27 protein-coding genes are annotated in these 23,546 nt (G+C 68.5%); 15 read left to right on the plus strand and 12 right to left on the minus strand.

All coding sequences use genetic code 11. The features are described 5' to 3' along the window. The first annotated feature begins 103 nt into the window (after window positions 1–103). From rsmI to NJ4_RS12935, 6 genes are all read left to right on the plus strand, one after another. Window positions 104–946 carry a 16S rRNA (cytidine(1402)-2'-O)-methyltransferase gene (gene rsmI / locus NJ4_RS12910; RefSeq protein WP_067435551.1) on the plus strand — a complete coding sequence of 281 codons (843 nt, stop codon included), beginning with the start codon at window positions 104–106 and terminating at the stop codon, window positions 944–946. An 86-nt stretch (window positions 947–1,032) separates the two neighbouring features. Continuing rightward, on the plus strand, window positions 1,033–1,863 hold the full coding sequence (locus NJ4_RS12915) for a TatD family hydrolase (RefSeq protein WP_067435661.1): 831 nt from the start codon (window positions 1,033–1,035) through the stop codon (window positions 1,861–1,863). 298 nt (window positions 1,864–2,161) lie between these two features. Beyond that, entirely contained in the window at window positions 2,162–3,298 is a 1,137-nt protein-coding gene (locus NJ4_RS26950; protein WP_281178314.1) for a resuscitation-promoting factor, read from the plus strand. A 54-nt stretch (window positions 3,299–3,352) separates the two neighbouring features. Next, a complete protein-coding gene (gene rsmA / locus NJ4_RS12925) occupies window positions 3,353–4,264 on the plus strand; it encodes a 16S rRNA (adenine(1518)-N(6)/adenine(1519)-N(6))-dimethyltransferase RsmA (RefSeq protein ID WP_067435557.1) in 912 nt (303 codons plus the stop codon). Then, window positions 4,257–5,168, plus strand: coding sequence for a 4-(cytidine 5'-diphospho)-2-C-methyl-D-erythritol kinase (locus NJ4_RS12930; protein WP_067435560.1), 912 nt, complete (start codon window positions 4,257–4,259; stop codon window positions 5,166–5,168). Before rsmA ends, NJ4_RS12930 begins: the two co-directional genes overlap by 8 nt. Then, entirely contained in the window at window positions 5,168–6,973 is a 1,806-nt protein-coding gene (locus NJ4_RS12935; RefSeq protein WP_067435563.1) for an ABC-F family ATP-binding cassette domain-containing protein, read from the plus strand. The genes NJ4_RS12930 and NJ4_RS12935 overlap by 1 nt, the downstream gene beginning before the upstream one ends. An 85-nt stretch (window positions 6,974–7,058) precedes the next feature. Here NJ4_RS12935 and NJ4_RS12940 read toward each other — a convergent pair whose 3' ends face one another. Then, entirely contained in the window at window positions 7,059–7,553 is a 495-nt protein-coding gene (locus NJ4_RS12940) for a MarR family winged helix-turn-helix transcriptional regulator (RefSeq protein WP_067435566.1), read from the minus strand. A gap of 97 nt (window positions 7,554–7,650) precedes the next feature. Between NJ4_RS12940 and NJ4_RS12945 the strand changes: the two genes are divergently transcribed. From NJ4_RS12945 to NJ4_RS12955, 3 genes are read left to right on the plus strand one after another with little or no spacing between them, the layout of a single operon-like run. Further along, window positions 7,651–8,424, plus strand: a complete 774-nt coding sequence (locus NJ4_RS12945) for a trans-aconitate 2-methyltransferase (RefSeq protein WP_067435569.1) — start codon at window positions 7,651–7,653, stop codon at window positions 8,422–8,424. Next, complete coding sequence (locus NJ4_RS12950) at window positions 8,421–8,810, plus strand: VOC family protein (RefSeq protein WP_067435572.1); 390 nt, start codon at window positions 8,421–8,423, stop codon at window positions 8,808–8,810. Before NJ4_RS12945 ends, NJ4_RS12950 begins: the two co-directional genes overlap by 4 nt. A 23-nt stretch (window positions 8,811–8,833) precedes the next feature. After that, complete coding sequence (locus NJ4_RS12955) at window positions 8,834–9,367, plus strand: TIGR03086 family metal-binding protein (RefSeq protein ID WP_067435664.1); 534 nt, start codon at window positions 8,834–8,836, stop codon at window positions 9,365–9,367. A gap of 43 nt (window positions 9,368–9,410) precedes the next feature. Here the strand turns inward: NJ4_RS12955 and NJ4_RS12960 are convergent, their stop codons facing one another. Next, entirely contained in the window at window positions 9,411–10,052 is a 642-nt protein-coding gene (locus tag NJ4_RS12960; protein WP_082748526.1) for a TetR/AcrR family transcriptional regulator, read from the minus strand. Window positions 10,053–10,106: 54 nt separating this feature from the next. Here NJ4_RS12960 and NJ4_RS12965 point away from each other — a divergent pair, with 54 nt between their 5' ends. Further along, window positions 10,107–11,162 (plus strand): DUF3558 domain-containing protein, encoded by a 1,056-nt coding sequence (locus tag NJ4_RS12965; RefSeq protein WP_067435578.1) that lies wholly within the window; start codon window positions 10,107–10,109, stop codon window positions 11,160–11,162. On the opposite strand, the gene NJ4_RS12970 is transcribed toward NJ4_RS12965, so the two are convergent. Continuing rightward, window positions 11,143–12,111, minus strand: coding sequence for an acyl-CoA desaturase (locus NJ4_RS12970; RefSeq protein ID WP_067435581.1), 969 nt, complete (start codon window positions 12,109–12,111; stop codon window positions 11,143–11,145). The genes NJ4_RS12965 and NJ4_RS12970 overlap by 20 nt on opposite strands. 126 nt (window positions 12,112–12,237) lie before the next feature. On the opposite strand from NJ4_RS12970, the gene NJ4_RS12975 reads away from it, so the two are divergent. After that, entirely contained in the window at window positions 12,238–12,708 is a 471-nt protein-coding gene (locus NJ4_RS12975; RefSeq protein WP_067435584.1) for a hotdog fold domain-containing protein, read from the plus strand. A 10-nt stretch (window positions 12,709–12,718) separates the two neighbouring features. On the opposite strand, the gene NJ4_RS12980 is transcribed toward NJ4_RS12975, so the two are convergent. The 4 genes from NJ4_RS12980 to NJ4_RS12995 form a co-directional block, all read right to left on the minus strand. Next, window positions 12,719–13,576: an amino acid ABC transporter permease gene (locus tag NJ4_RS12980; RefSeq protein ID WP_067435587.1), complete on the minus strand. Its 858-nt coding sequence runs from the start codon at window positions 13,574–13,576 to the stop codon at window positions 12,719–12,721. Further along, on the minus strand, window positions 13,573–14,265 hold the full coding sequence (locus NJ4_RS12985; RefSeq protein WP_067435590.1) for an amino acid ABC transporter permease: 693 nt from the start codon (window positions 14,263–14,265) through the stop codon (window positions 13,573–13,575). The genes NJ4_RS12980 and NJ4_RS12985 overlap by 4 nt, the downstream gene beginning before the upstream one ends. A gap of 73 nt (window positions 14,266–14,338) precedes the next feature. Next, a complete protein-coding gene (locus NJ4_RS12990) occupies window positions 14,339–15,226 on the minus strand; it encodes a transporter substrate-binding domain-containing protein (protein WP_067435592.1) in 888 nt (295 codons plus the stop codon). A 51-nt stretch (window positions 15,227–15,277) separates the two neighbouring features. Continuing rightward, entirely contained in the window at window positions 15,278–16,054 is a 777-nt protein-coding gene (locus NJ4_RS12995; RefSeq protein WP_067435596.1) for an amino acid ABC transporter ATP-binding protein, read from the minus strand. Window positions 16,055–16,201: 147 nt separating this feature from the next. Between NJ4_RS12995 and miaB the strand changes: the two genes are divergently transcribed. Continuing rightward, complete coding sequence (gene miaB / locus NJ4_RS13000; protein WP_067435599.1) at window positions 16,202–17,755, plus strand: tRNA (N6-isopentenyl adenosine(37)-C2)-methylthiotransferase MiaB; 1,554 nt, start codon at window positions 16,202–16,204, stop codon at window positions 17,753–17,755. Here miaB and NJ4_RS13005 read toward each other — a convergent pair. The 5 genes from NJ4_RS13005 to NJ4_RS13025 form a co-directional block, all read right to left on the minus strand. After that, window positions 17,752–18,762 carry a type IV toxin-antitoxin system AbiEi family antitoxin domain-containing protein gene (locus NJ4_RS13005; RefSeq protein WP_082748530.1) on the minus strand — a complete coding sequence of 337 codons (1,011 nt, stop codon included), beginning with the start codon at window positions 18,760–18,762 and terminating at the stop codon, window positions 17,752–17,754. The two genes, miaB and NJ4_RS13005, sit on opposite strands and share 4 nt — an antisense overlap. A 199-nt stretch (window positions 18,763–18,961) precedes the next feature. After that, window positions 18,962–19,279 carry a hypothetical protein gene (locus tag NJ4_RS13010; protein WP_067435602.1) on the minus strand — a complete coding sequence of 106 codons (318 nt, stop codon included), beginning with the start codon at window positions 19,277–19,279 and terminating at the stop codon, window positions 18,962–18,964. A gap of 103 nt (window positions 19,280–19,382) precedes the next feature. Then, window positions 19,383–19,841, minus strand: coding sequence for an NUDIX hydrolase (locus NJ4_RS13015; protein WP_067435605.1), 459 nt, complete (start codon window positions 19,839–19,841; stop codon window positions 19,383–19,385). Window positions 19,842–19,929: 88 nt separating this feature from the next. Further along, the gene (locus NJ4_RS26420) at window positions 19,930–20,757 is read right to left on the minus strand and encodes an antitoxin (protein WP_067435607.1); all 828 of its coding nucleotides are present in this window, start codon (window positions 20,755–20,757) and stop codon (window positions 19,930–19,932) included. 159 nt (window positions 20,758–20,916) lie between these two features. Continuing rightward, on the minus strand, window positions 20,917–21,120 hold the full coding sequence (locus tag NJ4_RS13025) for an antitoxin (RefSeq protein ID WP_067435667.1): 204 nt from the start codon (window positions 21,118–21,120) through the stop codon (window positions 20,917–20,919). 72 nt (window positions 21,121–21,192) lie between these two features. Here NJ4_RS13025 and miaA point away from each other — a divergent pair, with 72 nt between their 5' ends. From miaA to dapF, 3 genes are read left to right on the plus strand one after another with little or no spacing between them, the layout of a single operon-like run. Continuing rightward, on the plus strand, window positions 21,193–22,110 hold the full coding sequence (gene miaA, locus NJ4_RS13030; RefSeq protein WP_067435610.1) for a tRNA (adenosine(37)-N6)-dimethylallyltransferase MiaA: 918 nt from the start codon (window positions 21,193–21,195) through the stop codon (window positions 22,108–22,110). A 15-nt stretch (window positions 22,111–22,125) separates the two neighbouring features. After that, a complete protein-coding gene (locus NJ4_RS13035) occupies window positions 22,126–22,650 on the plus strand; it encodes a dihydrofolate reductase family protein (RefSeq protein ID WP_067435613.1) in 525 nt (174 codons plus the stop codon). A gap of 43 nt (window positions 22,651–22,693) precedes the next feature. Then, window positions 22,694–23,536 carry a diaminopimelate epimerase gene (gene dapF / locus NJ4_RS13040; protein ID WP_245644557.1) on the plus strand — a complete coding sequence of 281 codons (843 nt, stop codon included), beginning with the start codon at window positions 22,694–22,696 and terminating at the stop codon, window positions 23,534–23,536. Window positions 23,537–23,546: the final 10 nt, after the last annotated feature.

Consider the following 23,546-nt stretch of genomic DNA (forward strand, 5'->3'; position numbering starts at 1 on the left):
CGCCCGCCGCGTCGCGCGAGAGGGTCTCGGTGTCGGGGGTTCCGACATCGCCGGGCGGGGTGGTCACGGGGAGTCATGGTACGCAGGCAGGCATGATGGGCCCGTGACCTCCACCGAACCCGGCGTACTCGTGCTGGCGGCGACCCCGATCGGTCAGGTCGACGACGCGCCCCCGCGTCTGGTCGCCGAGTTCTCGCGAGCCGGCGTGGTTGCCGCCGAGGACACCCGCCGGCTCAAGCGGCTGACCTCCGAGCTGGGCGTGACCATCAGCGGCCGGGTCGTCTCCTACTTCGAGGGCAACGAGTCGGCGCGTACGCCGGTGCTGCTCGAGGCACTGCTCGCCGGTGAGCGAGTGCTGCTGGTGACGGACGCCGGCATGCCCAGCGTCTCGGACCCGGGCTATCGGCTCGTCGCGGCGGCCGTCGCGGAAGGCATCCTGGTCACCGCGGTGCCGGGGCCCAGTGCCGTGCTCACCGCCCTGGCCGTCTCAGGGCTGCCGGTCGACCGGTTCTGCTTCGAAGGGTTCCTGCCACGGAAGGCGGGGGAGCGCTCCCGGAGGCTCGACGCCCTGGCCGCCGAGCCGCGCACCATGGTCTTCTTCGAGGCCCCGCACCGTACGGCGGTCGCGCTCGAGGCGATGGCCGACGCGTTCGGCGACGAGCGCCCGGGCGCCGTCTGTCGGGAGCTGACCAAGACCCACGAAGAGGTACGCCGCGGGGGCCTGCGATCGCTTGCCGCCTGGGCGGCCGATGGTGTGCGTGGTGAGGTGACCATCGTCGTGCAGGGTGCCCCGGACGCCCCGGCGCTCGAGCACGACCCCGAGGTCTGGCGGGCGGCCGTTGCCGACCTCGAGGCGGCCGGCTCCTCCCGCAAGGACGCGATCCTGGCCGTGGCCAAACGTGCCGGGGTGCCCAAGCGTGAGGTGTACGACGCGGTCCACCGCTGAGATCCCGAGGCTAGGGTGAAGGTGTGATCGAGGAGCCGACCCGCAAGCGCGCGACGACCGAGGAGAAGAGCGGCAGCAGGCGTGACATGTCGCGACCGCCGGCGCCGGAGCCGCTGCCGCACCCGGTCGCCGACAACCACTGCCACCTCGACATCGTCGACGGCGACGACTGGTTCGGCACCGAACAGGCCCTCGCCGCCGCCCGCGAGGCCAACATCACCCGCATCGTGCAGGTCGGCTGCGACCTCCCGGGCGCCCGCTGGGCGGTGCAGGCAGCGGGACGGTACGACGAACTCGTGGCAGCCGTTGCCCTTCATCCCAACGAGGCACCGAAGCTGGCCGCTGAGGGAACCCTCGACGCGGCGATCGCGGAGATCGAGGAGCTCGCCGGCAACGACGTCGTCCGTGCGGTGGGGGAGACCGGCCTCGACTACTTCCGCACCGACGAGAGCGGACGCGCTGCGCAACACGAGTCGTTCCGCCGGCACATCGACCTCGCCAAACGGCTCGGCAAGGCCCTGATGATCCACGACCGTGATGCGCATGACGACGTGCTGAGGATCCTCGACGAGGAAGGTGCCCCGGAGAGGTGGGTGATGCACTGCTTCTCCGGCGACGCCGACTTCGCCCGCCGGTGCCTCGACCGGGGCGCCCACCTCAGCTTCGCGGGCACGGTGACCTTCAAGAACGCGCAACCGCTCAGGGACGCGCTGGCGATCGTCCCGAAGGACCGAATCCTGGTGGAGACCGACGCCCCGTTCCTGACCCCGCACCCCTACCGGGGCCGGCCCAACGCGTCCTACCTGATTCCGCTGACCATGCGGCTGATGGCCGACGTACGCGGCGACGACGTGGCCGACCTGTGCGCGGCGATCGATGTGAACACCACCACGGTCTACGAAAATTGGGGAGCGTGAGTGGCCAATTTTGGGCCGGAGACACGCCTGCTGACCTGCACAAACGGCCGCGAGAGGGGTGCGACGGCCCTCAAAGGGGCCACGTGATACGGGCCTCGTCGGCTTGGCACGTCCCGTTTGTCGCGCTTATGGTCGATGGCTGATGGCCGGAATCGGATGAGATTCACGACCAGTGCACCGGTGGCCCACAACGGCCGCCCAGCAAGATCCCCCGCATGAGTTGGCCACCACCAGGTGGTCGGGCGCCGTGTGGTCGCGCTGGTTTCCGAGAACCGGGACGTTCAACGTCTGGAGACCTGTGCGCAACCGAATCGCACTCCTCGGCAAGAGCAAGACAATCCTCGCAGTACTCGTCGCAGCAGTGGCACTGGCGCTGATCGGCACCAGCTACGGCTACGCGAAGATGAACAAGGAGATCACCCTCTCCCTCGACGGCGAGACCAAGACGATCCACTCCACCGGTTCCACGGTGGCCGATGTCCTCCACGACGAGGGCATCGAGGTCGGCGACCACGACGTCGTACTCCCCGGTCCCGATGAGAAGGTCAACGAAGGCACGCGCATCTCCGTGCAGTTCGGCCGCCCGCTCGAGCTGACGGTCGACGGCACCGCGTCGACCTACTGGGTGCACTCCGACAGCGTGGAGGAGGCCCTGGCCGAGATCGGCAAGCGGTTCACCGCCGCCGACCTCTCCGCCAGCCGTGGCGCCCCGATCTCCCGTGGTGGCCTGGCCCTCGAGGTGGTGACGCCGAAGAAGCTGACCATCAAGGTCGGCGCCGGCAAGCGCCTGACCAAGAACATCGCCGGCTTCACCGTTGCCGACGTGCTCAAGCGGCTCGAGGTCAACGTCGACAAGTTCGACATCGTCAAGCCGGCCCTGCGCACCGAGGTCAAGGAAGGCACCAAGATCACCGTCACCAAGGTGCGCGTGGTCAAGAAGCACGTCTCTGACGAGACCATCGAGTTCGACACCACCGAGCAGTCCGACTCCTCGATGTACGACGACGAGTCCGAGACCGTCCGCGAGGGCGTCAACGGCTTGCGCGACGTGACCTACCGCCTCGAGTACCGCAACGGCCAGCTCTTCGCGACCAAGGTGCTCAACGCCGACGTCACCAAGCAGCCGACCGACGAGATCGTCAAGGTCGGCACCAAGGACCGTCCGGAACCGGCCGCGAACTTCGCGGGTGGCAACACCGTCTGGGACGCCCTGGCGCAGTGCGAGTCCGGTGGCAACTGGGCGATCAACACCGGGAACGGCTACTACGGCGGCCTGCAGTTCAACCTCGGCACCTGGCAGTCGTACGGCGGCTCCGGCCTGCCGAGCGACAACAGCCGCGAGACCCAGATCGCGATCGCGACCAAGGTCCGCGACGCCTCCGGCGGCTACGGTGCCTGGCCGGCCTGCTCGGCCAGCCTGGGCCTGCCCCAGTGATCGTCGGTCACTGAGAATAAGGGGTAGTCGCCCTTCACCACTAGGCTGACCCCCATGCCGGACGCAGAGCACTCTTCCGCCGGGCCGAGACTTCTCGGCCCGGCGGAAGTGCGTTCCCTGGCTGCGGGGCTCGACATCCGGCCGACGAAGCAGAAGGGCCAGAACTTCGTCATCGACGCCAACACGTGTCGCCGCATCGTCCGCGACTCGGGGATCACCGGCGCGGACGTCGTCCTCGAGATCGGTCCCGGCCTCGGCTCGCTCACCCTGGCCCTGCTCGACGTCGCGCAGCGGGTGCTGGCCGTCGAGATCGACGACAAGCTGGCCGAGGCGCTGCCCGGCACGATCGCCACCTACGCACCCGACCACGTCGACCGCTTCGAGGTCGTGCACGCCGACGCGCTGCGGGTCGCCGAGCTGCCCGGCCCGGTTCCGACCGCGTTGGTGGCCAACCTGCCCTACAACGTCTCGGTCCCGGTGCTGCTGCACATGCTCACCCTGCTGCCCTCCCTCGAGCGCGGCCTGGTGATGGTGCAGGCTGAGGTCGCCGACCGGCTCGCCGCCGCCCCCGGCTCCAAGGTGTACGGCGTCCCGTCGGTCAAGGCCGCCTGGTTCGCCGACGTACGCCGCTCGGGTGCCGTCGGCCGCAACGTGTTCTGGCCGGCGCCCAACGTCGACTCCGGGCTGGTCGCCTGGACGCGACGGGAGCCGCCGGTCACCACGGCCACCCGCGAGCAGGTCTTCGCGGTCGTCGACGCCGCGTTCGCCCAGCGCCGCAAGACGCTGCGCTCGACGCTGAAGAACCTGGCCGGATCGGCCGAGGCCGCCGAACATGCCCTCGCCCACGCCGGGGTCGACCCGATGGCACGCGGCGAGGTGCTCGACGTCAACGACTTCGCCAGGATCGCCGAGGGACTGCCCTTCGACACGGTTTCTCCGCAACCCACTCAGGACAACCATGCCTGACGCCCTTCCCTCCGAGGTGACCGTGCGCGCCCCGGCCAAGATCAACCTGCACCTGGGCGTCGGCCCGGTGCGACCCGACGGCTTCCACCCGCTGGCCACCGCCTACCAGGCGATCTCGCTCTTCTCGACCGTCACCGCCCGTCCCGCCGACGACTGGTCGGTGACCTGCTCCGCTGGCGAGGGCATCGACGTGACCGGGGTTCCGCTGGACGACACCAACCTCGCGCTGCGCGCCGCCCGACTTCTCGCCGAGCACGCCGGCCTCGACCACCGGGTCGCGCTGCACCTCGACAAGGGCATCCCGGTCGCCGGTGGCCTGGCCGGCGGATCCGCGGACGGCGCCGCTGCCCTGCTCGCCTGCGACCGGCTGTGGGGGCTCGGGGCGCCGATGGGCACGCTGCTCGAGCTCGCCGCACACCTCGGCTCCGACGTCCCGTTCGGACTCGTCGGCGGATCGGCCTCCGGTCACGGCCGCGGCGAGCTGGTGAGCCCGATGGCCGACACCGGGCGCTACGACTGGGTGGTGCTCACCTTCGACGAGGGGATGTCCACGCCTGCGGTCTACGCCGACTTCGACGCGCTTCACGAGGGCAACGGCGTCGCCGACCCCGAGATCCCCGACGCGTTGGTCAAGGCGCTGGCCGCTGGCGACGTGCGCGCCCTCGCCAGGGCAGTCGGCAACGACCTGCAGCCCAGCTCGCTGCGGCTGCGGCCCTTCCTCGCCGAGCCCCTCCGGGCCGGTCTCGACGCGTCGGCCCTGGCCGGCCTGGTCTCCGGGTCCGGGCCCACCTGCCTGTTCCTGTGCGAGGACGCCGATCACGCCACACGTGTCGCAGGCGCCCTGTCGGCGTACGGCCGGGCGGCGCTGGCCCACGGCCCGGTGGCCGGAGCGACGGTGCTCTGATGGCCAACCTGATCAACCTTGAGAAGGTCTCCAAGTCCTACGGCGTCCGCCCGCTGCTCAGCGAGGTGTCCCTCGGCATCTCGCGCGGTGAGCGGATCGGTATCGTCGGGCGCAACGGAGACGGCAAGACCACCCTGCTCGAGGTGATGTCCGGGCTCGAGGACCCCGACAGCGGCCGGGTCTCCAAGACCCGCGGACTGCACATCGGCTACCTGCACCAGGGTGACGAGCTGGAGGACACGCACTCGGTCCGCGAGGCCGTGCTCGGCGGCAAGGACGACCACGAGTGGGCCGCGGACCCGACCACGCGTGAGGTCGTCGAGGTGCTGCTGGCCGGGGTCTCCCTCGACCGCGCCGTGCTCGGTCTCTCCGGTGGCGAACGACGACGCTGCTCCCTGGCCGCACTGCTGCTCGACGAGCACGACCTGGTCATCCTCGACGAGCCCACCAACCACCTCGACGTCGAGGCGGTGGCGTGGCTGGCCAAGCATCTGGTCTCGCTGTCGAGTGCGCTGGTGGTGGTCACCCACGACCGCTGGTTCCTCGACGAGGTCTGCCAGTTCACCTGGGAGGTCCACGACGGCGTCGTCGACTCCTACGAGGGCGGGTACGCCGCCTACGTGCTGGCCAAGGCCGAACGAACCCGGCAGGCCAGTGCGTCGGAGACCCGGCGGCAGAACCTGGCCCGCAAGGAGTTGGCCTGGCTGCGGAGGGGGGCGCCGGCGCGCACGTCGAAGCCCAAGTTCCGCATCGAGGCCGCCAACGCGCTGATCGAGGACGTGCCCCCGCCACGCGACCGCATGGAGCTGCAGAAGTTCGCCACCCAGCGGCTCGGCAAGGACGTCATCGACGTGGAGAACGTCGACCTCTTCCGTGGTGAGCGGCAGCTGCTCGACCACGCCACCTGGCGACTCGGGCCCGGCGACCGGGTCGGCATCGTCGGGGTCAACGGGGCCGGCAAGTCCTCGGTCCTGGCCCTGCTCTCCGGCGAGCTCGCGCCCAGCTCCGGCAAGGTCAAGCACGGCCGCACCATCGCCCTGCAGCACCTCACCCAGGCCCTCGACGACCTCGATCCCGAGCAGCGGGTGCTGCCCAGTGTCGAGTCGATCCGGCGGATCACCAAGACCGTCGACGGCGAGATCACCGCGACCGCGATGTTGGAGCGCTTCGGATTCACCGGCGACCGGCTGACGGCGCGCATCGGCGACCTCTCCGGTGGCGAGCGCCGGCGGTTCCAGATGCTGCGGCTGCTGCTCACCGAGCCCAACGTGCTGCTGCTCGACGAGCCGACCAACGACCTCGACATCGACACCCTCAACGTGCTCGAGGACTTCCTCGACGGCTGGCCCGGCACGTTGATCGTGGTCTCGCACGACCGGTACTTCCTCGAGCGAGTCACCGACTCGGTCTGGGCGCTGCTCGGCGACGGCCAGATCTCGATGCTGCCGCGCGGCGTCGACGAATACCTGGAACGGCGCGAGGCCTCGCTGTCAGTGGCCGACCCGTCGTCAGTTCGTGCCGAGCCGTCGCCAGTTCGTGACGAGCCGTCGTCAGTTCGGCCGTCCGGCCCGGCCAAGGCCAAGGCCGGCAGTGCGGAGGAGCGGGCCGCTCGCAAGATCGTCGAGCGGATCGACCGACGGCTGACCAAGATCGCCGAGCAGGAGACGTCGATCAACGCCCAGATCGCCGAGCACGCCGCGGACTACGGCAAGCTGGCCGAGCTGAGCGGGCAGCTCGACGTGCTGCACGCGGAGAAGGAACAGCTCGAGCTCGAGTGGCTCGAGGCCGCGGAGACTCTCGAGTAGCTCACGACGGGTCGGGCCGAACTCACGACGGGTCGCGCCGAACTCACGACGGCTCGTCACGAACTCACGACGGGTCGCGCCGAACTCACGACGGGTCGGCGAACGGTGCCATCAGGCGGCGCAGGGTGTCGGCCAGCTGCTTGCGATCGCGCGCCGACAGGTCGCCGAGCAGCTCGCGCTCGCTCTCGAGCAGGGCCGCGAACGCGCCGTCGACGGTCGACCGTCCCTCGGGTGTCAGTCGGACCAGCACACCGCGCCGGTCGTTCGGGTCGGGCAGTCGCTCGACGAGGCCACGCGCGGCCAGGCGGTCCACGCGGTTGGTCATCGTGCCCGAGGTGACCAGGGTCTCCTTGATCAGCCGGCCGGGGGAGAGCTCGTAGTCGCCGCCTGCGCGACGCAGTGCGGCCAGCACGTCGAACTCCCACGACTCGATACCGTGCTCGTTGAAGGCGGTACGCCGGGCGAGGTCGAGGTGGCGGGCGAGCCGGCCGATGCGGCTGAACACCTCGACCGGTCCGAGATCGAGATCGGCGCGCTCGCGTGCCCACGCATCGACCAGGTCGTCCACTTCGTCCCGCATGCCAGCATGCTATCGGATCATCAAGAATCTTGACATCGAGACAGTCGGGGAGCACGATGGCATGTGTCTTGACATCAAGAGACTTTGAGGAGGGGTGATGACCCACCAGTGGAATCCCGAGCAGTACCTCACCTACGCCGATGAGCGTGGCCGCCCCTTCGTGGACCTGGTCCAGCGGATCGACGCCGACTCTCCGCGTCGGGTGGTCGACCTCGGCTGCGGGCCCGGCAACCTGACCGCGCTGCTCAAGGCCCGTTGGCCCGATGCCGACGTGGCCGGCCTCGACTCCAGCGCCGAGATGATCGACCGGGCCCGCCACGACGTTCCCGGCATCGACTTCGAGGTGCAGGACCTGCGCGAGTGGACCCCCGGCGGCCGGGCAGTCGACGTGCTGGTCTCCAACGCCACCCTCCAGTGGGTGCCCGACCACCTCGATCTGCTGCCCGGGCTGGTCGACGCGGTCATCCCCGGTGGTTGGCTCGCCTTCCAGGTGCCCGGCAACTTCGACGAGCCCAGCCACACGATCCGCACCGAGATCGCCGCGCAGGAGAGGTACGCCGCCCATCTGGCCGGGGTGGCGGTGCCCAGCTCACACGACGGGACGGTCTACCTCGAGAGGCTGGCCGACCTCGGATGCCGGGTCGACGCCTGGGAGACCACCTACCTCCACGTGCTCACCGGTGAGGACCCGGTCTTCACGTGGGTGACCGGCACCGGCGCCCGCCCCACGCTGCAGGCCCTTCCGGACGGGCTGCGCGAGGAGTTCGCCGACGAGTTCAAGGCTGGCCTGCGGTCGTCGTACCCCCAGACGCCGTACGGCGTCGTCCTGCCCTTCCGCCGCATCTTCGTCGTCGCGAGGACGCCCGCATGAGGCTCCACCACGTCCAGGTCGCCTGCCCGCCCGGCGCGGAGGGCGAGGCCCGGCGATTCTACGCGCAGGGGCTCGGCCTGACCGAGGTCGAGAAGCCGGCGGAGCTGGCGAAGCGGGGCGGCTGCTGGTTCCGGTCGTACGACGAACGCGGGCAGGTCACCGCCGAGATCCACCTCGGCGTCGAGGAGCCGTTCACGCCGGCGAAGAAGGCGCACCCGGCCCTGGTGCTCGACTCGACCGCCGACCTCGAGGCCACCGGCGAACGCCTGAGTGGGCTGGGGTTCGACGTCGACTGGTCGCAGCGCCACACCTTCGGCGGCTTCGAGCGGTTCCACACCCGCGATGCCCACGGAAACAGGGTCGAACTCCTCGCCCCGGCGGGCTAGTGTCGTGGTCGGAGGAAACCGACATGATGACTGCAGCCGAATCCGTTCCGATTCTTTCTCGCGCCATCGACCAGGCCGGTGACGTGTTGGCCGCCGTGCGGGAGGACCAGCTCGCCGATCCGACGCCGTGTGCGGAATGGAACGTCGAGCGGCTCATGGGTCACCTTGGCGTGGCACCGGCCAACTTCCTCGCTGCGGCACGGGGCGAACAGGTCGAGTGGGGCGCCGAGCCGGTGAGGCCCGATCAGGGGTGGGCCGAGGAGTTCCGCGAGCGGGGCGACGACCTGATCCATCACTGGCACCAGGCCGGTGAGGGCGGCGACGGTCTGTCTCCGCAGATGGCGGTGACCGAGCTGGCCGTCCACACCTGGGATCTCGCCACGGCGATCGGCTGGGAGCGACCCCTCGACGAAGGGGTCGCGCAGTGCGGCCTCGACTTCATGTCGGCCTCGTTGACCGACGAGCTGCGCGGCGAGGCGTTCGGGCCCCAGGTGCAGGTGGGCGCCGACGCGCCCGCCGTCGACCGGCTCGCCGGCTTCGCGGGCCGCCGACCCTGAGGGGCGCCGACCCTGGGGCCGCCCGTCCTGACCAGCACCCCGGTCAGCCTTCGCTGACCAGCCCCGGCTTCTTCTCGAGACCACTGAGCCCGTTCCAGGCGAGGTTGACCAGGTGTGCCGCGACCACCCGCTTGTCGGGCTTTCGATCTGCGGAGAGCCACCACTGACCCGTGGTTCCCACCATGCCGACCAGCATCTGCGCATACATCGGCGCGGTCTTGTGGTCCAGTCCGCGCTTCTTGAACTGGTCGACCAGGATGCCTTCGACGCGACTCGCGGTGTCGCCGATGATCGACTGGAAGCTGGCGCCCTGGGAGCCGATGGGGGAGTCGCGGACGAGGATCCGGAACCCGTCGGGCTGCTGCTCGATGTAGTCGAGCAGGGTGAGCGTGGCCTGCTCCATGAGGGCGCGTGAGGTTCCCGAGGTCAGCGCCTCGCGCATCATCGCCAGCAACACGGTCACCTCGCGGTCGACCACGACGGCGTACAGCCCCTCCTTGCCGCCGAAGTGCTCGTAGACCACCGGCTTGGAGACCTCGGCGCGGCTGGCGACCTCTTCGACCGACGCTCCGTCGAAGCCGCGCTCGGCGAAGAGTGTGCGCGCGATCTCGATGAGTTGCTCGCGTCGCTCCGCGGCGGTCATCCGACTGCGGGGGGTCGTCCTGCGCGAGCTGCTCGGGGCCATCGCACCATCCTGACAGGTGGTTTCGGCGCGCGCTCGGCGGGGAAAGTCTCCGTGGTGAGTCTGCGACCCTCCTCGTTCCTGTCCGCCTCGCTGCTGGTCGCCAGCCTGGTCGCCAGCCTGGCCCTGACCGGTTGCGCCGGAGCCGGAGACGACGGCCCGGAGGAGCCGCCGAGACACTCCACGAGCAAGGCCGCCCAGCGCAGCGCCGCCGCCGAGAAGGCCCGGCATGCCTACGTCGACCCGTGCTCCCTGTTGAGCAAGGACGAGCGGGACCTCGTGGCCGGCAGCTACTGGGAGCCACGCGAGACCGTCAACATCTATTCCAGCGCCGTCGAGTTCAACAGCTGTCGACTGGCCGTGCGTGACTCGACGCTCGACGCCACCGCGATGCACTACGGGTACGCGGTCACCGACGAGCTCACCCTGGGCAAGTACATCACCGATGCCCGCGAGATCTCCGACAGCAAGGTCACCCCGTTCCAAGGGCTCGGCGACCGTGCCTATTTCATCGAGGACTCCGTCCGCGAGGCGTGGGTCCGCCAGGGTGACTACACCCTGTTCGTGTGGAGCGCGGACGACGCCTTCTCCGAGGGGGCGGCCGCCCGGGTCCTGAAGTCGATGTTGGGGAAGGTGACTCCGGGCATGCTCGAGCACCCCGTCGAACTGCCCGGCACCTGCCCGGCGCCGACCAGCCGCCGCGTGGTCGCGGCGCTGGGCGGCAAGGTCGTGAGAGCGGCCGGGAGCGACCGTCACGACACGATCACGTGCGACTACGCGAGCAGTCGGAAGGTGCTCACGGTGCACTCGGCGAAGCGGCCCCGGAAGGTGATTGCCAAGGGCTACCAGGTCGACAAGGTCTTCTCCGAGTCACTCGGGTCGGAGAAGGTCGCCCTGTCGCTGGTGCCGAAGGCGATATCGACGCTGAGCCCCAGCGAGTTCGGCCCCTACGGCTTCACCTACACGCTGACTCCGCCGCGGGTGATCTCCGCGACGCTGGGCTCCGCCGATCCGCTCGGCCGCTTCCGGGACACACCCCACTACGACCAAGCCGCGTTCCGGACGCTCTACTCGTGGTGGGTGCGCAGCCAGATCAGCCAGCTGCGGAAGTAGCCCGCTGGTTGCTGACCAGCTTGGCCTCGATGCGCTCCTTGACCGGCCAGCGCACGTCGTCGACCCAGCCGAGCTTCTCGAAGACCCAGATCACCCGGGCGGACGCGTCGAGCTGACCGCGTTGTACGCCGTGACGCGCGCAGGTCGGGTCGGCGTGGTGCAGGTTGTGCCACGACTCGCCACCGGACGGGATTGCCAGCCACCAGACGTTGGCCGACTTGTCGCGGGAGACGAAGGGGCGCTCGCCGATGGTGTGGCAGATCGAGTTGATCGACCAGGTGACGTGGTGAAGCAGGGCCACCCGCACCAGGGAGCCCCAGAAGAAGGCGGTCAGCGCTCCCGTCCACGACATCGTGACCAGGCCGCCGATGATCGGCGGGATGGCCAGTGACAGGAGGGTCCAGAACCAGAAGTCCTTCGAGATGCGGACCAGGTCCTTGTCCTTCATGAGGTCGGGGGCGTACTTGCGCTGCGGGGTCTGCTCCTCGTCGAAGAGCCAGCCGATGTGGGCGTGGAACATGCCCTTCCACAGGGCTCGCACGCTGGTGCCGTACTTCCAGGGCGAGTGCGGGTCGCCGTCGCGGTCGGAGAACTTGTGGTGCTTGCGGTGGTCGGCCACCCAGCGGATCAGCGGGCCCTGCACCGCCATCGAGCCGGCAATGGCGAGGCCGATCTTCACTCCACGGTTCGGCTTGAACGACTTGTGGGTGAAGTAGCGGTGGAAGCCGACGGTGACGCCGAGCAGGCCGATCCAGTACATCGTGACCGCGATGCCGACGTCGAGCCAGCTCAGCCAGCCTCCCCACGCGATCGGGATCGCGGCGACGAGTGCGATGAAGGGCACCATGATGAAGAGTGCGAGCGTGATCTGCTCGAGCTTCGACTGTTCGTCGCCACCACGGGTGGCGAGTTCCGGTTCGTCGACGCGATTCGGGGTGGACGTGGCCACGTGGCTTCTCCTGCGGGGGTGACGAAGGTGTGCCCGGCAACGGTAACCTACGGAACCGTAGGTTGGGCAGTTCGCTGTGGTGCGGACCACACCCCAAAGTTGGTTACCTATGGGTAACATGAGGTCATGGTCTCGATCCTGGACATGTGGAACAAGGCGTCATCCGTGCCGATGGGCAAGAAGGCGTTCTCGCTGGCCTTCAGCCAGAAGGCGCCGTACTTCGCGACGATCCGCCCGACCTTCCAGGTGGTGCAGCCCAACCACGTCGAGCTCACCATCCCGAAGCGCCGCGCTGTGCACAACCACATCGGCACCGTGCACGCGATCGCGCTGTGCAACGGCGCCGAGGCGGCCATGGGCGCGCTGGCCGAGGTGACCATCCCCCAGGACAAGCGGTGGATCCCCAAGGGGATGGACATCAACTACACCGCCAAGGCCGACTCCGACATCACTGTCATCGCCGAGACCGACCCCGAGCAGTGGACCGGCGACGACCCCGACCTGCACGTGCGGGTCAAGGCCCTCACCAAGGACGGCGTCGAGTGCTTCAACGGCGTGATCAAGCTGTGGGTGACCCCGAAGCCCCCGAAGAAGTAGTCGGCGCCGTTCAGGCGATGGTCTTCGGTCGCGTCGCGGCGTTGCCGACCATCGGGACGTCCAGTTGCTTCTTCTCGCCGACGTAGCGGCGTTGGAGCAAGGTGGCGAGCCCGGTCAGCAGCAGGTTCACCAGGATGTAGAGCGACCCGACCACGAGGATGGCCGGCACCTGGTTGTGGAACTCGAGATAGACCTGCTTGACGACGTACGTCAGACCCGGAGCGACGACGTAGATGCCGAGTGCGGTGTCCTTGAGGGCGACGACGCACTGGCTGATGATCGCCGGCAGCATGATCTTGACCGCCTGGGGCAGCATGATCAGCATCATCACCTGGGTCTTGCGCATGCCGATGGCGTACGCCGCCTCCGACTGCCCCTTCGGCACGGCCAGCACGCCGGCGCGCAACACCTCGGCCAGCACTGACCCGTTGTAGAGCGTCAGTGCCATCACGACCGCCCAGAAGGCGGAGTTGTCTGCCTTGATGCCCAGCGCGTACCAGATGAACACCATCAGCAGGAGCACCGGGATGGCGCGGAAGAACTCGACCACGAGCCAGCTGGGCCACCGTGCCCAGGCGTGCTCGGAGAGCTTGCCGACCCCGAACACGAACCCGAACGCCACGGCGAAGACGATCGCGAACGCCGCCATCTTGAGGGTCTGCAACAGGCCGTCGACCAAGATCACCCGTACGTAGTCGGGAGTGACGAACGCCTCCCACTTGTCGTACTCGAGCTGGCCATGATCCTGGAGCCGCCAGAAGAACCAGACCACGGCGGCCAGCAGGACCACCACCGTCACCACGGAGTACGTGCGATGGCGCGCGCGAGTCTTCGGACCCGGGTAGTCATAGAGAACACTGGCACTCATCGGGCAACCCTCCATCGGCGCTCGAGTCTGCTGGCGCCGAACGAGAAGAGCTCGACGATGACGATGTAGCCGATCGCGAAGGCGATGAAGATCTCGGTGCGCTGCGACCCGAAGTCGTTGTTGAAGCTGCGCATCCGGGAGGTGGCCTCGGCGATGCCGAAGACGGCTGCCACCGACGTGTTCTTGATCAGCGCGATCTGCACGCTGGCCAACGGGGGGACCGAGGCCCGGAACGCCTGGGGGAGGACGACCTGGCGCATGACGCCTGCGAACGGGAGCCCGATCGCGCGGGCCGCCTCGGCCTGGCCGACGGGGACGGCATTGACCCCCGAGCGAAGGGCCTCACACACGAACGATGAGGTGTAGAGGGTCAGCGAGACGACCGCAGCCGCAAAGAACGGGCTGAAGTCGAACTCGCCGATGCTCACTTCGACCCACTTGAAGTTGAGGTGGGACCAGAGCATGGGAGCCATGAAGGAGAACGTGGCGAAGATGATCACCAGTGGCGTGTTGCGGGTGACCGTGACGTAGACCGCGGTGGCCTTCCTCAGTATGGAGACCGGCCCCACCCGGCAGGCGGCCAGCGCCGTGCCGAGCAGCATGGAGAGGATCCCCGCCACGATGAACAGCGCCACCGTGTAGCCGAAGGCCTTGAGGTAGAGGTCGAAGTTGTCGAGAACCGCCTGCACCGGCGTCGTCTCCTTCCTGGAGAGGTGAGGGTGCAGTCGCGGACCGCACCCTCACCGAGGGTTCGTCGAAGGATCAGGCGGCGGGGCACTCGTCCAACGTGGGGGGCTCCGGGGTCTCCGAGCCGGACTTGCCCAGCGTCAGCTCGAACGCGTCGGCCCACGAGCCGTCATCGAAGGCGGAGGTCAGACTGTCGTTGATCCACTGGCACATCTCCGGCTCCTTCTTGGAGTAGCCGACGCCGATGCGCTCCTCGGTGAACTCGTCGCCGACGACCTTCAGGTCACCCTCGTTCTCGGCGGCGTAGCCCATCAGGATCGATCCGTCCGTCGACATGGCGGAGACGGTGCCGTCGAGGACCTTCTGGACGCACTCGGAGTAGGAGTCGAAGCCGACCCCCTTGGCGCCGTGCTCGTTGATTCCGTCGATCGAGGTCGAGCCGGTGACCGAGCAGACCTCCTGGCCCTTGAGGTCGTCGATGCTGTCGACGTCGCTGTCGGACTTCACGAGCAGCTGCTGGCCGGTGATCATGTAGGGGCCGGTCTGTCCGACGACCTTGCGACGATCGTCAGTGATGGAGTACGACGCCAGCACCAGGTCGACCTTGCCGCTGGTCAGGAACGGCTCGCGGTTGTCGGAGACCGTCTCGACCCAGTTGATGTCGCTGGTCTTCAGCCCGAGCTTCGAGGCCAGGATCTTCGCGATCTCGATGTCGAAGCCCGTCGGAACGTCGTCGGTGGCGCCCTTGAACCCGAGTCCGGGCTGGTCGAACTTCACCCCGATGTTGACCTTGCCCGAGTCGGCGATCTCCTTCATCCGGCTGCCGTCGGGCAGGGCTGCCGCGGCATCCTTGTCGGCATCGACGTCGCGCCCCTTGTCGTCACTGCCTGCGTCGCCGCACGCGGCCAGGGTGACGGCGAGAGCCGCACTGACGAGCACGGCCTTCGTCCTGATGAATCGCATCTCAGTCTCCTTCTCGGGTGGTCCGGACCTTGTCGATCAGTGGTGGAGGGATCAGTGCTTGAGGATCTTGCCGAGGAAGTCCTTGGCGCGATCGGACTCGGGGTTGGTGAAGAACTGCTCGGGGGTGTTCTCCTCCACGATGGCGCCGTCGGCCATGAAGATCACCCGGTCGGCCGCCGTACGGGCGAAGCCCATCTCGTGGGTGACCACCACCATCGTCATGCCCTGCTTGGCCAGGTCGACCATGACGTCGAGGACTTCCTTGATCATCTCGGGGTCGAGGGCCGAGGTGGGCTCGTCGAAGAGCATCACCTTCGGCTCCATGGCCAGGGCGCGGGCGATTGCCACGCGCTGCTGCTGGCCGCCGGAGAGCTGGGCGGGGTACTTGTCGGCCTGGTGGCCGATGCCGACCCGGTCGAGCAGCGCCCTGGCTCGTTCCTCGGCTTCGGCCTTGCTCTTCTTGCGCACCTTGATCGGGCCGAGCGTGACGTTCTCGAGGATCGTCTTGTGCGCGAAGAGGTTGAAGCTCTGGAACACCATGCCGACCTCGGCGCGGAGGTTGGCCAGTGCCCTGCCCTCCTGGGGCAGGGGCTGGCCGTCGAGCGTGATGGTGCCCTCGTTGATCGTCTCGAGCCGGTTGATCGCACGACACAGGGTCGACTTGCCGGCGCCCGACGGCCCGATCACCACGACGACCTCGCCGTGCTTGATCGTCAGATTGACGTCATTGAGCACGTTCAGCTGGCCGTACCACTTGTTCACGTTCTCCAGGACGACCAACGGTTCCCCGTGCTTGGCGCCTGCGGATTCCTGCCCCACCAAAGTCATCTGTGCAACTTAGCCGGAATTGCTGTGACATGGGCCACAAGACCCGGCTTGCGTGGCGACCGAAACCAAATTGTGTCCGATCAGCGATCGGGCGACGGTCGTCACGCTTGTGACCTCCGGGCGCGTCCGCCGTACCCTTGAGGCGCCATGACTGACGCAGCGATCCGCACCTATGAAGTCCGCACCTACGGGTGTCAGATGAACGTCCACGACTCCGAGCGCCTGACCGGTCTGCTCGAGACCGCGGGTTATGCCGCCGTGCCTGAGGGCGAGCAGGCTGACGTCGTCGTCTTCAACACGTGTGCGGTGCGCGAGAACGCCGACAACAAGCTCTACGGCAACCTCTCTCACCTGGCGCCGATCAAGGCCGCGAACCCCGACCTCCAGATCGCCGTCGGTGGCTGCCTGGCGCAGAAGGACCGCGCCACGATCACCCGGAAGGCGCCGTACGTCGACGTCGTCTTCGGCACGCACAACATCGGGTCGCTGCCGGTGCTGCTCGAGCGAGCCCGGGTGCAGAAGGAGGCGCAGGTCGAGATCCTCGAGTCGCTCGAGGTGTTCCCCTCCACGCTGCCGACCAAGCGCGACTCGGCGTACGCCGCCTGGGTGTCGATCTCTGTCGGCTGCAACAACACCTGCACGTTCTGCATCGTGCCGGCGCTGCGCGGCAAGGAGAAGGACCGACGCCCCGGCGAGATTCTCGCCGAGGTGGAGGCTCTGGTCGCCGACGGCGTCACCGAGATCACCCTGCTGGGTCAGAACGTCAACGCGTACGGCGTCGAGTTCGGCGACCGTCAGGCGTTCTCCAAGCTGCTGCGCGCCTGCGGCGAGATCGAAGGACTCGAGCGGGTGCGGTTCACCTCGCCGCATCCGGCCGAGTTCACCGACGACGTGATCGAGGCGATGGCCGAGACGCCGAACGTGATGCCGCAGCTGCACATGCCGTTGCAGTCCGGCTCGGACAGAGTGCTCAAGGCCATGCGCCGCTCCTACCGTCAGAAGAGGTTCCTCGGCATCATCGAGCGGGTCCGTGCGGCGATGCCCGACGCGGCGATCACCACCGACATCATCGTCGGCTTCCCCGGGGAGACCGAGGAGGACTTCCTCGAGACGATGCACGTGGTGCGTGAGGCGAGGTTCTCCGGCGCGTTCACCTTCCAGTACTCCAAGCGCCCCGGCACTCCCGCGGCCACGCTCGAGGACCAGGTGCCGCCTGAGGTCGTGGCCGACCGCTACCAGCGGCTCTCCGAACTGGTCAACGACATCGCCTGGCAGGAGAACAAGAACCTCGTCGGACGCACCGTCGAGCTGATGGTCGCCGAAGGCGAGGGGCGCAAGGACGCCGCCACGCACCGGCTCTCCGGTCGTGGACCCGACAGTCGGCTGGTGCACTTCGCGGCCGACTTCTCGGCGCTCGGGGAGCGAGGAACCAGCGCCCTTCGCGACGGTTCGTCCCTCGCCTCCTCAGGCACCGTCTCGAAACCACAGCCCGTTCGTCCGGGCGACATGGTCACCGTGACGATCACCCAGGCGGCTCCGCACCACCTCATCGCCGACGGGCCGGTGCACTCGGTGCGTCGCACCCGTGCCGGTGATGCCTGGGAGGGGCGGTCCTCCGCGCCGAAGGGCGTCGGGCTCGGCATGCCGTCGATCGGCGCCCCGGCTCCGCTGCCCGAGGCCCCCTCCTGCTCGATCGGCTAGGCACTCTTCCGTGGATCACAGTCACCAGGTGACTGCAATCCACGGAGATCACGCTGAGAGCAATCGGGGCATGCGGTGATCCGACAAGTCCAGCCGCGCGACGCCAGGAGCGCGCCGACCCGCTCGGCTGTCCGACACGGACGCTCGAACACCTGACCCCACCCGAGTCGCACACTGCCCAGACCGTCGACGGCGGCATCCAGATCACGGTCGAGGTCTCGATCCCGGTGGCGGGCGCCCGAGTGGAAGATGCGACCGTCGAGCTCGACCACCTGGCCGAACGTCGTGTAGAGCACGTCGCGGTAGAGCGTGCCGCGCGACAGGTCGACCGCCTGACGGATGCCCTCGGGCAGGCCGTGCGGCCGTTCGACGCGGGTGAGATAGCCGTGCTCGAGCACCGAGCAGGTCCCGGCCGCGACATCGACCAGGACGTCGTGCAGGAACTCTCGGCGGGCGATGCGTGCGCGCCCGGCCAGGGCTTCCAACAGTCGGGGCGCGGTGGTCTGACGTGACGAGACGACCCCGGACAGCAGGGACACCGCGTCGAACTCGCTGGCCGCCTCGGCAGCGAGGTCGAGGACTGCCTCCTCGACGCGCAGTCGAGGTGGCGAGGTGTTCCACCGGGTCTGCTCCGAGAGTCCGGTGACATGGTGGAGCACGACACCATCTGGTTGCAGCAGCGTCCGCTTCGGACCGATCGCGACATGAATCGGTCCGTCGGGGTGGGGGCCGGAGCGATCCGAGGTTCGTCTGCCCGGGCCGTCGGCGGCTCGCAGTGCGGACTGGTGGGACAGGGCCGCCGGCCATGCGTGGAGCACTGCCGCCCAGGCACGCTGGTGCCAGCTCATCGGCCCGTTGTGGTCGACGTAGACGCCCGGATGAACCTGCACCAACCGACGTCCGCGCATGAGCCGGCGCAGGTCGTTGTCCGTGAGCCCGCACTCGAGCGCTTGTCGCCGGCTGATCACACCGTCCTGTTGCCTGATCAGCTCCGAGATTCTCTCCATGGACACGATCGTGGACCGTGGCCATGTTCTTCACCAGGCACGTTCCGGGACCTTGTGGAGAACCCGCCTGCTGAGCGTGAGCCGATGTGCACCTTGATGCACGAGGCCCGAATTCCGCGGACATCGGACAAGGCCGTGGATCACAGTCACCAGATGACTGCAATCCACGGCCTTGTCAGCTCCGCCGGGGTCTGCGACGTCAGGCGGGCGGTTCGGACTCGCCCGTCTCGCCGGCGTCGAGGTCCTCGTCACCATCCGACGGCTCCTGCTGCTTGTCGTCGGGTTGCTTGATCTCGTCGGGGACTTCCTCGTGGTCGACTGCAGGGTTGTCGCTCGGGTCGAGGTCACGCGGGACCGGGTCACCCGGGGTGTCGCCGTACTTCGGGTCGTCCAGGGAGTCCGCACCGCCGGGGATGAGCTGCGGTGCCTCGGCCGTGGCCTCGGGCATCGCGCCGACATCGCCTTCGCCGGAGGTGTCAGCGGTGTCGGGTGCGGACTGGTCGTCGGGATCGGTCATGAAAACTCCTTGTCGAAGGAACAACGCGGACGCTCAACCTGGAGCCCTCGACACTAGTCACGCCGCCGACGTGACGAAAGCCGCGAGCCCTCGGAGCGGCGTACTAGAAGCCGGCGGTCGTGTACGCCGGCACGTTGCCGGCCTGCAGTGCGTGCAGGGTTTGCAACTCGTGCGGCACCACCGGATCGGGCAGGCCCTCGAGCGGGAACCAACCGATCTCCGCGCACTTCTCGGGCTCGACGATCGTCGGCTCGCCCGCCCAGGAGCGCGCGGTGAAGAAGAAGTCGATGCGCTCGTCGATCGGGTCGCCGCCCTGGGTGCGATGCATCGAGGTGACGAACTCCAGCGCGACGTCGGTGATGCCGAGCTCTTCGGTGGCCTCGCGTTGGGCGGCGGCGAACGCGGACTCGCCCCTCTCGACGTGACCAGCGGCCGCCGCGGCCCAGTGCTGGTCCATGTAGCCGGTGTTCTGCCGGAGCTGGAGCAGCACCTCGGTGCCCTGATCGCCTTCACGCAGCAGATAGACGTAGGACGCGGGGATCACCGCGAATCGTTCGACCATGGCCCGACCCTTGCACGCATGGCCCCGTGTCGTGCCACCGGCCCGCCACGAGATGTCTCGTGGCGGGCCGGTGATGGTGCGAGGTTGCTCAGGCGTACGACGGCGGCTCGGTCGTGCTGGGACTTGTGGGCGTCGTGCCGGGGTTGACGCCCGGGTCGGCCGGTGTGGTCGTGCCGGGGTCGGTGGTGCCGGGCTCGGGCTCCGGCACCGATCCGGGCCCTGCCGGGTCGGTGCCGGGGTCGACAGGCGACGGGGGTTCAGTGGTGCCCGGGTCGGGGAACGAGTCGCCCTGGGTCGGCGGTGGAGGCGGCGTGGTCGGGTCGCCCGGAGAGCTCGGCTGGGTCTCCGGCTCGGGCGTGCCAGCCGGCTCCGTCTCGGGCTCCGGAGGAGCGACCGTGTCGGAGGGCTGAGTCGAGCTGCTGTCGCTGGGCAGCTGCTCGCCGGACGGGTCGGAGCTCGCGTCCGTCGGTGGCTGGCCCGACTCCGTCGGTTGGGTGGACCCCGTGTCGTAGGACCCCGTGTCGGAAGGCTGCCCGGTGTCGGAGGGCGCAGTGTCAGAAGGCTGCCCGGCGTCGGAGGGCGCAGTGTCGGAGGGCTGCCCGGTGTCGGGGGACCCGGTGTCGGAGGGCGCAGTGTCAGAAGGCTGCCCGGCGTCGGGGGACCCGGTGTCGGAGGACGCAGTGTCGGAGGACGTGCTCTCAGAAGGCGCGGTGCCGATGTCGTCGTTCTGCCCGTCGAGTCCGTCCAGGCCGTCCTTGACCTTGTCGACACCGGAGTCGATCTGCTCCGAGTACTTGCCGCCGGTCTTGTCGTCGATGAAGTCTCCGGCCTTGTCGGCGAAGTCACCGATCTGGTCGCCGAACTTGTCGACGGCCTCACTTGCCGTGCTGCCGAGGTTTCCTTGCTGCTCGCTCACGCTGGACCATCTCCCGAGTGGAGGTCGGCGTCGGGGTGCTCCCGACTTGTCCTGACATTCAATCCACGAGTGCCCCGAAATTGTCAACGGGTCCGATGCCGTTGGCAGCGGACCCGTCGAATCGTTCAGGCGATGTTCAGCCGAACATCGGCACGAGCATCACTTGATGTCGTCGTTCTTTCCGTCCAGGCCGTCGAGCGCGTCCTTGGCCTTGTCGACAGCGGCGTCGCCCTTGTCGCCGAGCTTGCCACCGGTCTTGTCGTCGATGAAGTCCTTGGCCTTGTCGAGACCGTCGGAGAGCTTGTCACCGTGCTGGTCGACTGCGTCGGCCGCCTTGCCCTTGAGCTTGTCGAGGAAACCCATGTTCTGCTCCATTCGATTGCAGTGGCCGCACTTGCCGCGACCCGAGAGGCATACGTTTGAAAGAGTAGTCCCATGTCGGCCGCCATCTCACTCCCCGTGGTCGCGGTCGTGGGCGCGACCGCGGCCGGCAAGACCGGACTCTCCCTTGACCTGGCGCAGGGACTGGGCGGGGAGGTGGTCAACACCGACGCCATGCAGGTCTATCGCGGCATGGACATCGGCACCGCCAAGCTTCCGTACGACGAACGTCGGGGCATCCCGCATCATCTCCTGGACTTCCTCGACATCGATCAGGTTGCCACCGTCGCCGACTTCCAACGGCTGGCCCGCGACACGATCGACGACCTGCGAGCGGGTGGCGTCGTGCCTGTGCTGGTCGGTGGTTCTGCGCTCTACACCAGGTCGATCCTCGACAGGTTCGAGTTCCCCGGCACCGACCCCGCCGTACGGCGAGAGTTGGAGGGGGTGCTCGAGGCCGAAGGATCCGGGGCACTCCACAAGCAGCTCCAGGAGCTCGATCCCCGAGCCGCACAGGGGATCGGGCCCGCGAACGGTCGCCGGATCGTGCGGGCCCTCGAGGTCATTCGCCTCACGGGGAAGCCCTACGGCTCCGGCTTGCCGCGACTGACCTACGAGGTCGAGGGCGCGCACCAGATCGGAGTCGACATCGACCGGCCCACCCTGGACGCGCGCATCGCGCACCGCGTGGACCAGATGTTCGAGGCAGGCTTCGTCGACGAGGTCGCGGCACTGTGCGAGCGCGGCCTGCGCGACGCCGTCACCGCCTCACGGGCGATCGGGTATCCCGACGTGATCCGGCACCTGGACGGTGAGCTGAGCCTCGAGCAGGCGAAGGAGGCCACCAAGGCCGCCACCCGGCGCTTCGCGCGCCGGCAGGACGGCTGGTTCCGCAAGGACCCGCGAGTCACGTGGCTGACGTGGAACGACCCGGAACTGGTCGAGAAAGCACTCGCCGCGATCGGGCGCTGAGGGCAGACTGGGCGCATGGTCACCCAGTACTACACGGCATGCAGTCTCGACGGGTTCATCGCGACCGAGGAGAACTCGCTCGACTGGCTGCTCAAGCAGGACATCGACATGGAGGGCCCGATGGCCTATCCGGCGTTCGGCGCGGAGAAGGGCGCCCTGGTGATGGGCGCGACGACGTACGAATGGGTCGTCGGCAACCACGACACGTGGGACTACCTCAGCCCGACGTGGGTCTTCACCCACCGCGAGCTGCCACCGAAGAACGGTGGCGGCGACGTGCACTTCACCCAGGCCGACGTACGCGAGGTGCACGCGGAGATGACCGAGGTCGCGGCCGGCAGGAACATCTGGCTGGTCGGCGGGGGCGACCTGGTGGGGCAGTTCGCGGACGCCGGACTGCTCGACGAGGTCTGGGTGCAGTACGCGCCGGTCACCCTCGGCGCGGGCGCGCCGCTGCTGCCCAGGGCCCTCGACCTCGAGCTGCTCGAAGTCGCGCAGAACCGGGCGTTCATGTGCGGGCGCTACCGCGTCGTGCAGTGATGGGATGTGCGCGATGGGATCTGCGCGATGGGATGATGGCCCGGTGACTGACACCGCCTTCGTGAAGGGGCACGGCACCGAGAACGATTTCGTGCTGTTGCCCGACGCCAACGGACAGCTCGATCTCACCGCCGAGCGGGCCGCGCGCCTGTGCGACCGCCGCGCCGGCATCGGCGGCGACGGCGTGATCCGGGTGGTGCGCACCGACGCGACCGACGACCCGGCCGCGATCGCCGCACGAGGCGAGGCGCGCTGGTTCATGGACTACCGCAACTCCGACGGCTCCGTCTCCGAGATGTGCGGCAACGGCATCCGCGTCTTCGCGCTCTACCTCGCCACCCACGCCTCGATCGATCCGCGCGACCCACTGAAGGTGGCCACCCGCGACGGCGTCAAGACGATCACGTTCTCGGCCACCGACGACGGCGACGTCGCGATCACCGTCGACATGGGCTCCCCGAGGACCGGTCAGGAGTCCAAGGTCAGCGTCGGCGACCGCACCTGGGCCGCGGTCAGCGTCGACATGGGCAATCCGCACGCGGTGACGTTCGTCGAGTCGCTCGAGGACGCCGGCTCACTCCTCGAGGCACCCTCGATCGACGGATCGGTCTATCCGGAGGGCGCCAACGTCGAGTTCGTCGTACGCCGTGGCGACCAGCACGTGGCCATGCGGGTGCACGAGCGCGGCTCGGGGGAGACCCGGTCGTGTGGCACCGGTGCGTGTGCGGTGATGGTCGCCAGCGCGATCGCGGACGGCGCCGATCGCGGTACGCCGTACGTCGTGGACGTTCCGGGTGGCTCCCTGTCGATCACGTGGACCGAGGACGACCGGGTCCTGATGACCGGCCCGGCGAGACTCGTCGCGGAGGGCGTCACCACGCTCTAGCATCGCCTGC

It is taken from the genome of Nocardioides jensenii JCM 1364 = NBRC 14755, assembly GCF_001552535.1.
In the GTDB taxonomy this organism is placed as follows: Bacteria; Actinomycetota; Actinomycetes; order Propionibacteriales; family Nocardioidaceae; genus Nocardioides; species Nocardioides jensenii.

Bases quoted from the DNA above. Each gene is read 5' to 3' on its own strand.
- rsmA (WP_067435557.1), top strand. From the start codon at position 3,353: ATGCCGGACGCAGAGCACTCTTCCGCCGGGCCGAGACTTCTCGGCCCG.
- NJ4_RS13025 (WP_067435667.1), bottom strand. From the start codon at position 21,120: ATGGGTTTCCTCGACAAGCTCAAGGGCAAGGCGGCCGACGCAGTCGAC.
- NJ4_RS12990 (WP_067435592.1), bottom strand. From the start codon at position 15,226: ATGCGATTCATCAGGACGAAGGCCGTGCTCGTCAGTGCGGCTCTCGCC.
- NJ4_RS12975 (WP_067435584.1), top strand. From the start codon at position 12,238: ATGGTCTCGATCCTGGACATGTGGAACAAGGCGTCATCCGTGCCGATG.
- NJ4_RS12930 (WP_067435560.1), top strand. From the start codon at position 4,257: ATGCCTGACGCCCTTCCCTCCGAGGTGACCGTGCGCGCCCCGGCCAAG.
- NJ4_RS12955 (WP_067435664.1), top strand. From the start codon at position 8,834: ATGATGACTGCAGCCGAATCCGTTCCGATTCTTTCTCGCGCCATCGAC.
- NJ4_RS12950 (WP_067435572.1), top strand. From the start codon at position 8,421: ATGAGGCTCCACCACGTCCAGGTCGCCTGCCCGCCCGGCGCGGAGGGC.
- NJ4_RS12960 (WP_082748526.1), bottom strand. From the start codon at position 10,052: ATGGCCCCGAGCAGCTCGCGCAGGACGACCCCCCGCAGTCGGATGACC.
- miaB (WP_067435599.1), top strand. From the start codon at position 16,202: ATGACTGACGCAGCGATCCGCACCTATGAAGTCCGCACCTACGGGTGT.
- NJ4_RS13005 (WP_082748530.1), bottom strand. From the start codon at position 18,762: ATGGAGAGAATCTCGGAGCTGATCAGGCAACAGGACGGTGTGATCAGC.
- NJ4_RS13035 (WP_067435613.1), top strand. From the start codon at position 22,126: ATGGTCACCCAGTACTACACGGCATGCAGTCTCGACGGGTTCATCGCG.
- NJ4_RS13015 (WP_067435605.1), bottom strand. From the start codon at position 19,841: ATGGTCGAACGATTCGCGGTGATCCCCGCGTCCTACGTCTATCTGCTG.
- miaA (WP_067435610.1), top strand. From the start codon at position 21,193: ATGTCGGCCGCCATCTCACTCCCCGTGGTCGCGGTCGTGGGCGCGACC.
- NJ4_RS12980 (WP_067435587.1), bottom strand. From the start codon at position 13,576: ATGAGTGCCAGTGTTCTCTATGACTACCCGGGTCCGAAGACTCGCGCG.
- NJ4_RS12945 (WP_067435569.1), top strand. From the start codon at position 7,651: ATGACCCACCAGTGGAATCCCGAGCAGTACCTCACCTACGCCGATGAG.
- NJ4_RS12915 (WP_067435661.1), top strand. From the start codon at position 1,033: ATGTCGCGACCGCCGGCGCCGGAGCCGCTGCCGCACCCGGTCGCCGAC.
- NJ4_RS12995 (WP_067435596.1), bottom strand. From the start codon at position 16,054: ATGACTTTGGTGGGGCAGGAATCCGCAGGCGCCAAGCACGGGGAACCG.
- NJ4_RS12935 (WP_067435563.1), top strand. From the start codon at position 5,168: ATGGCCAACCTGATCAACCTTGAGAAGGTCTCCAAGTCCTACGGCGTC.
- NJ4_RS12940 (WP_067435566.1), bottom strand. From the start codon at position 7,553: ATGCGGGACGAAGTGGACGACCTGGTCGATGCGTGGGCACGCGAGCGC.
- NJ4_RS13010 (WP_067435602.1), bottom strand. From the start codon at position 19,279: ATGACCGATCCCGACGACCAGTCCGCACCCGACACCGCTGACACCTCC.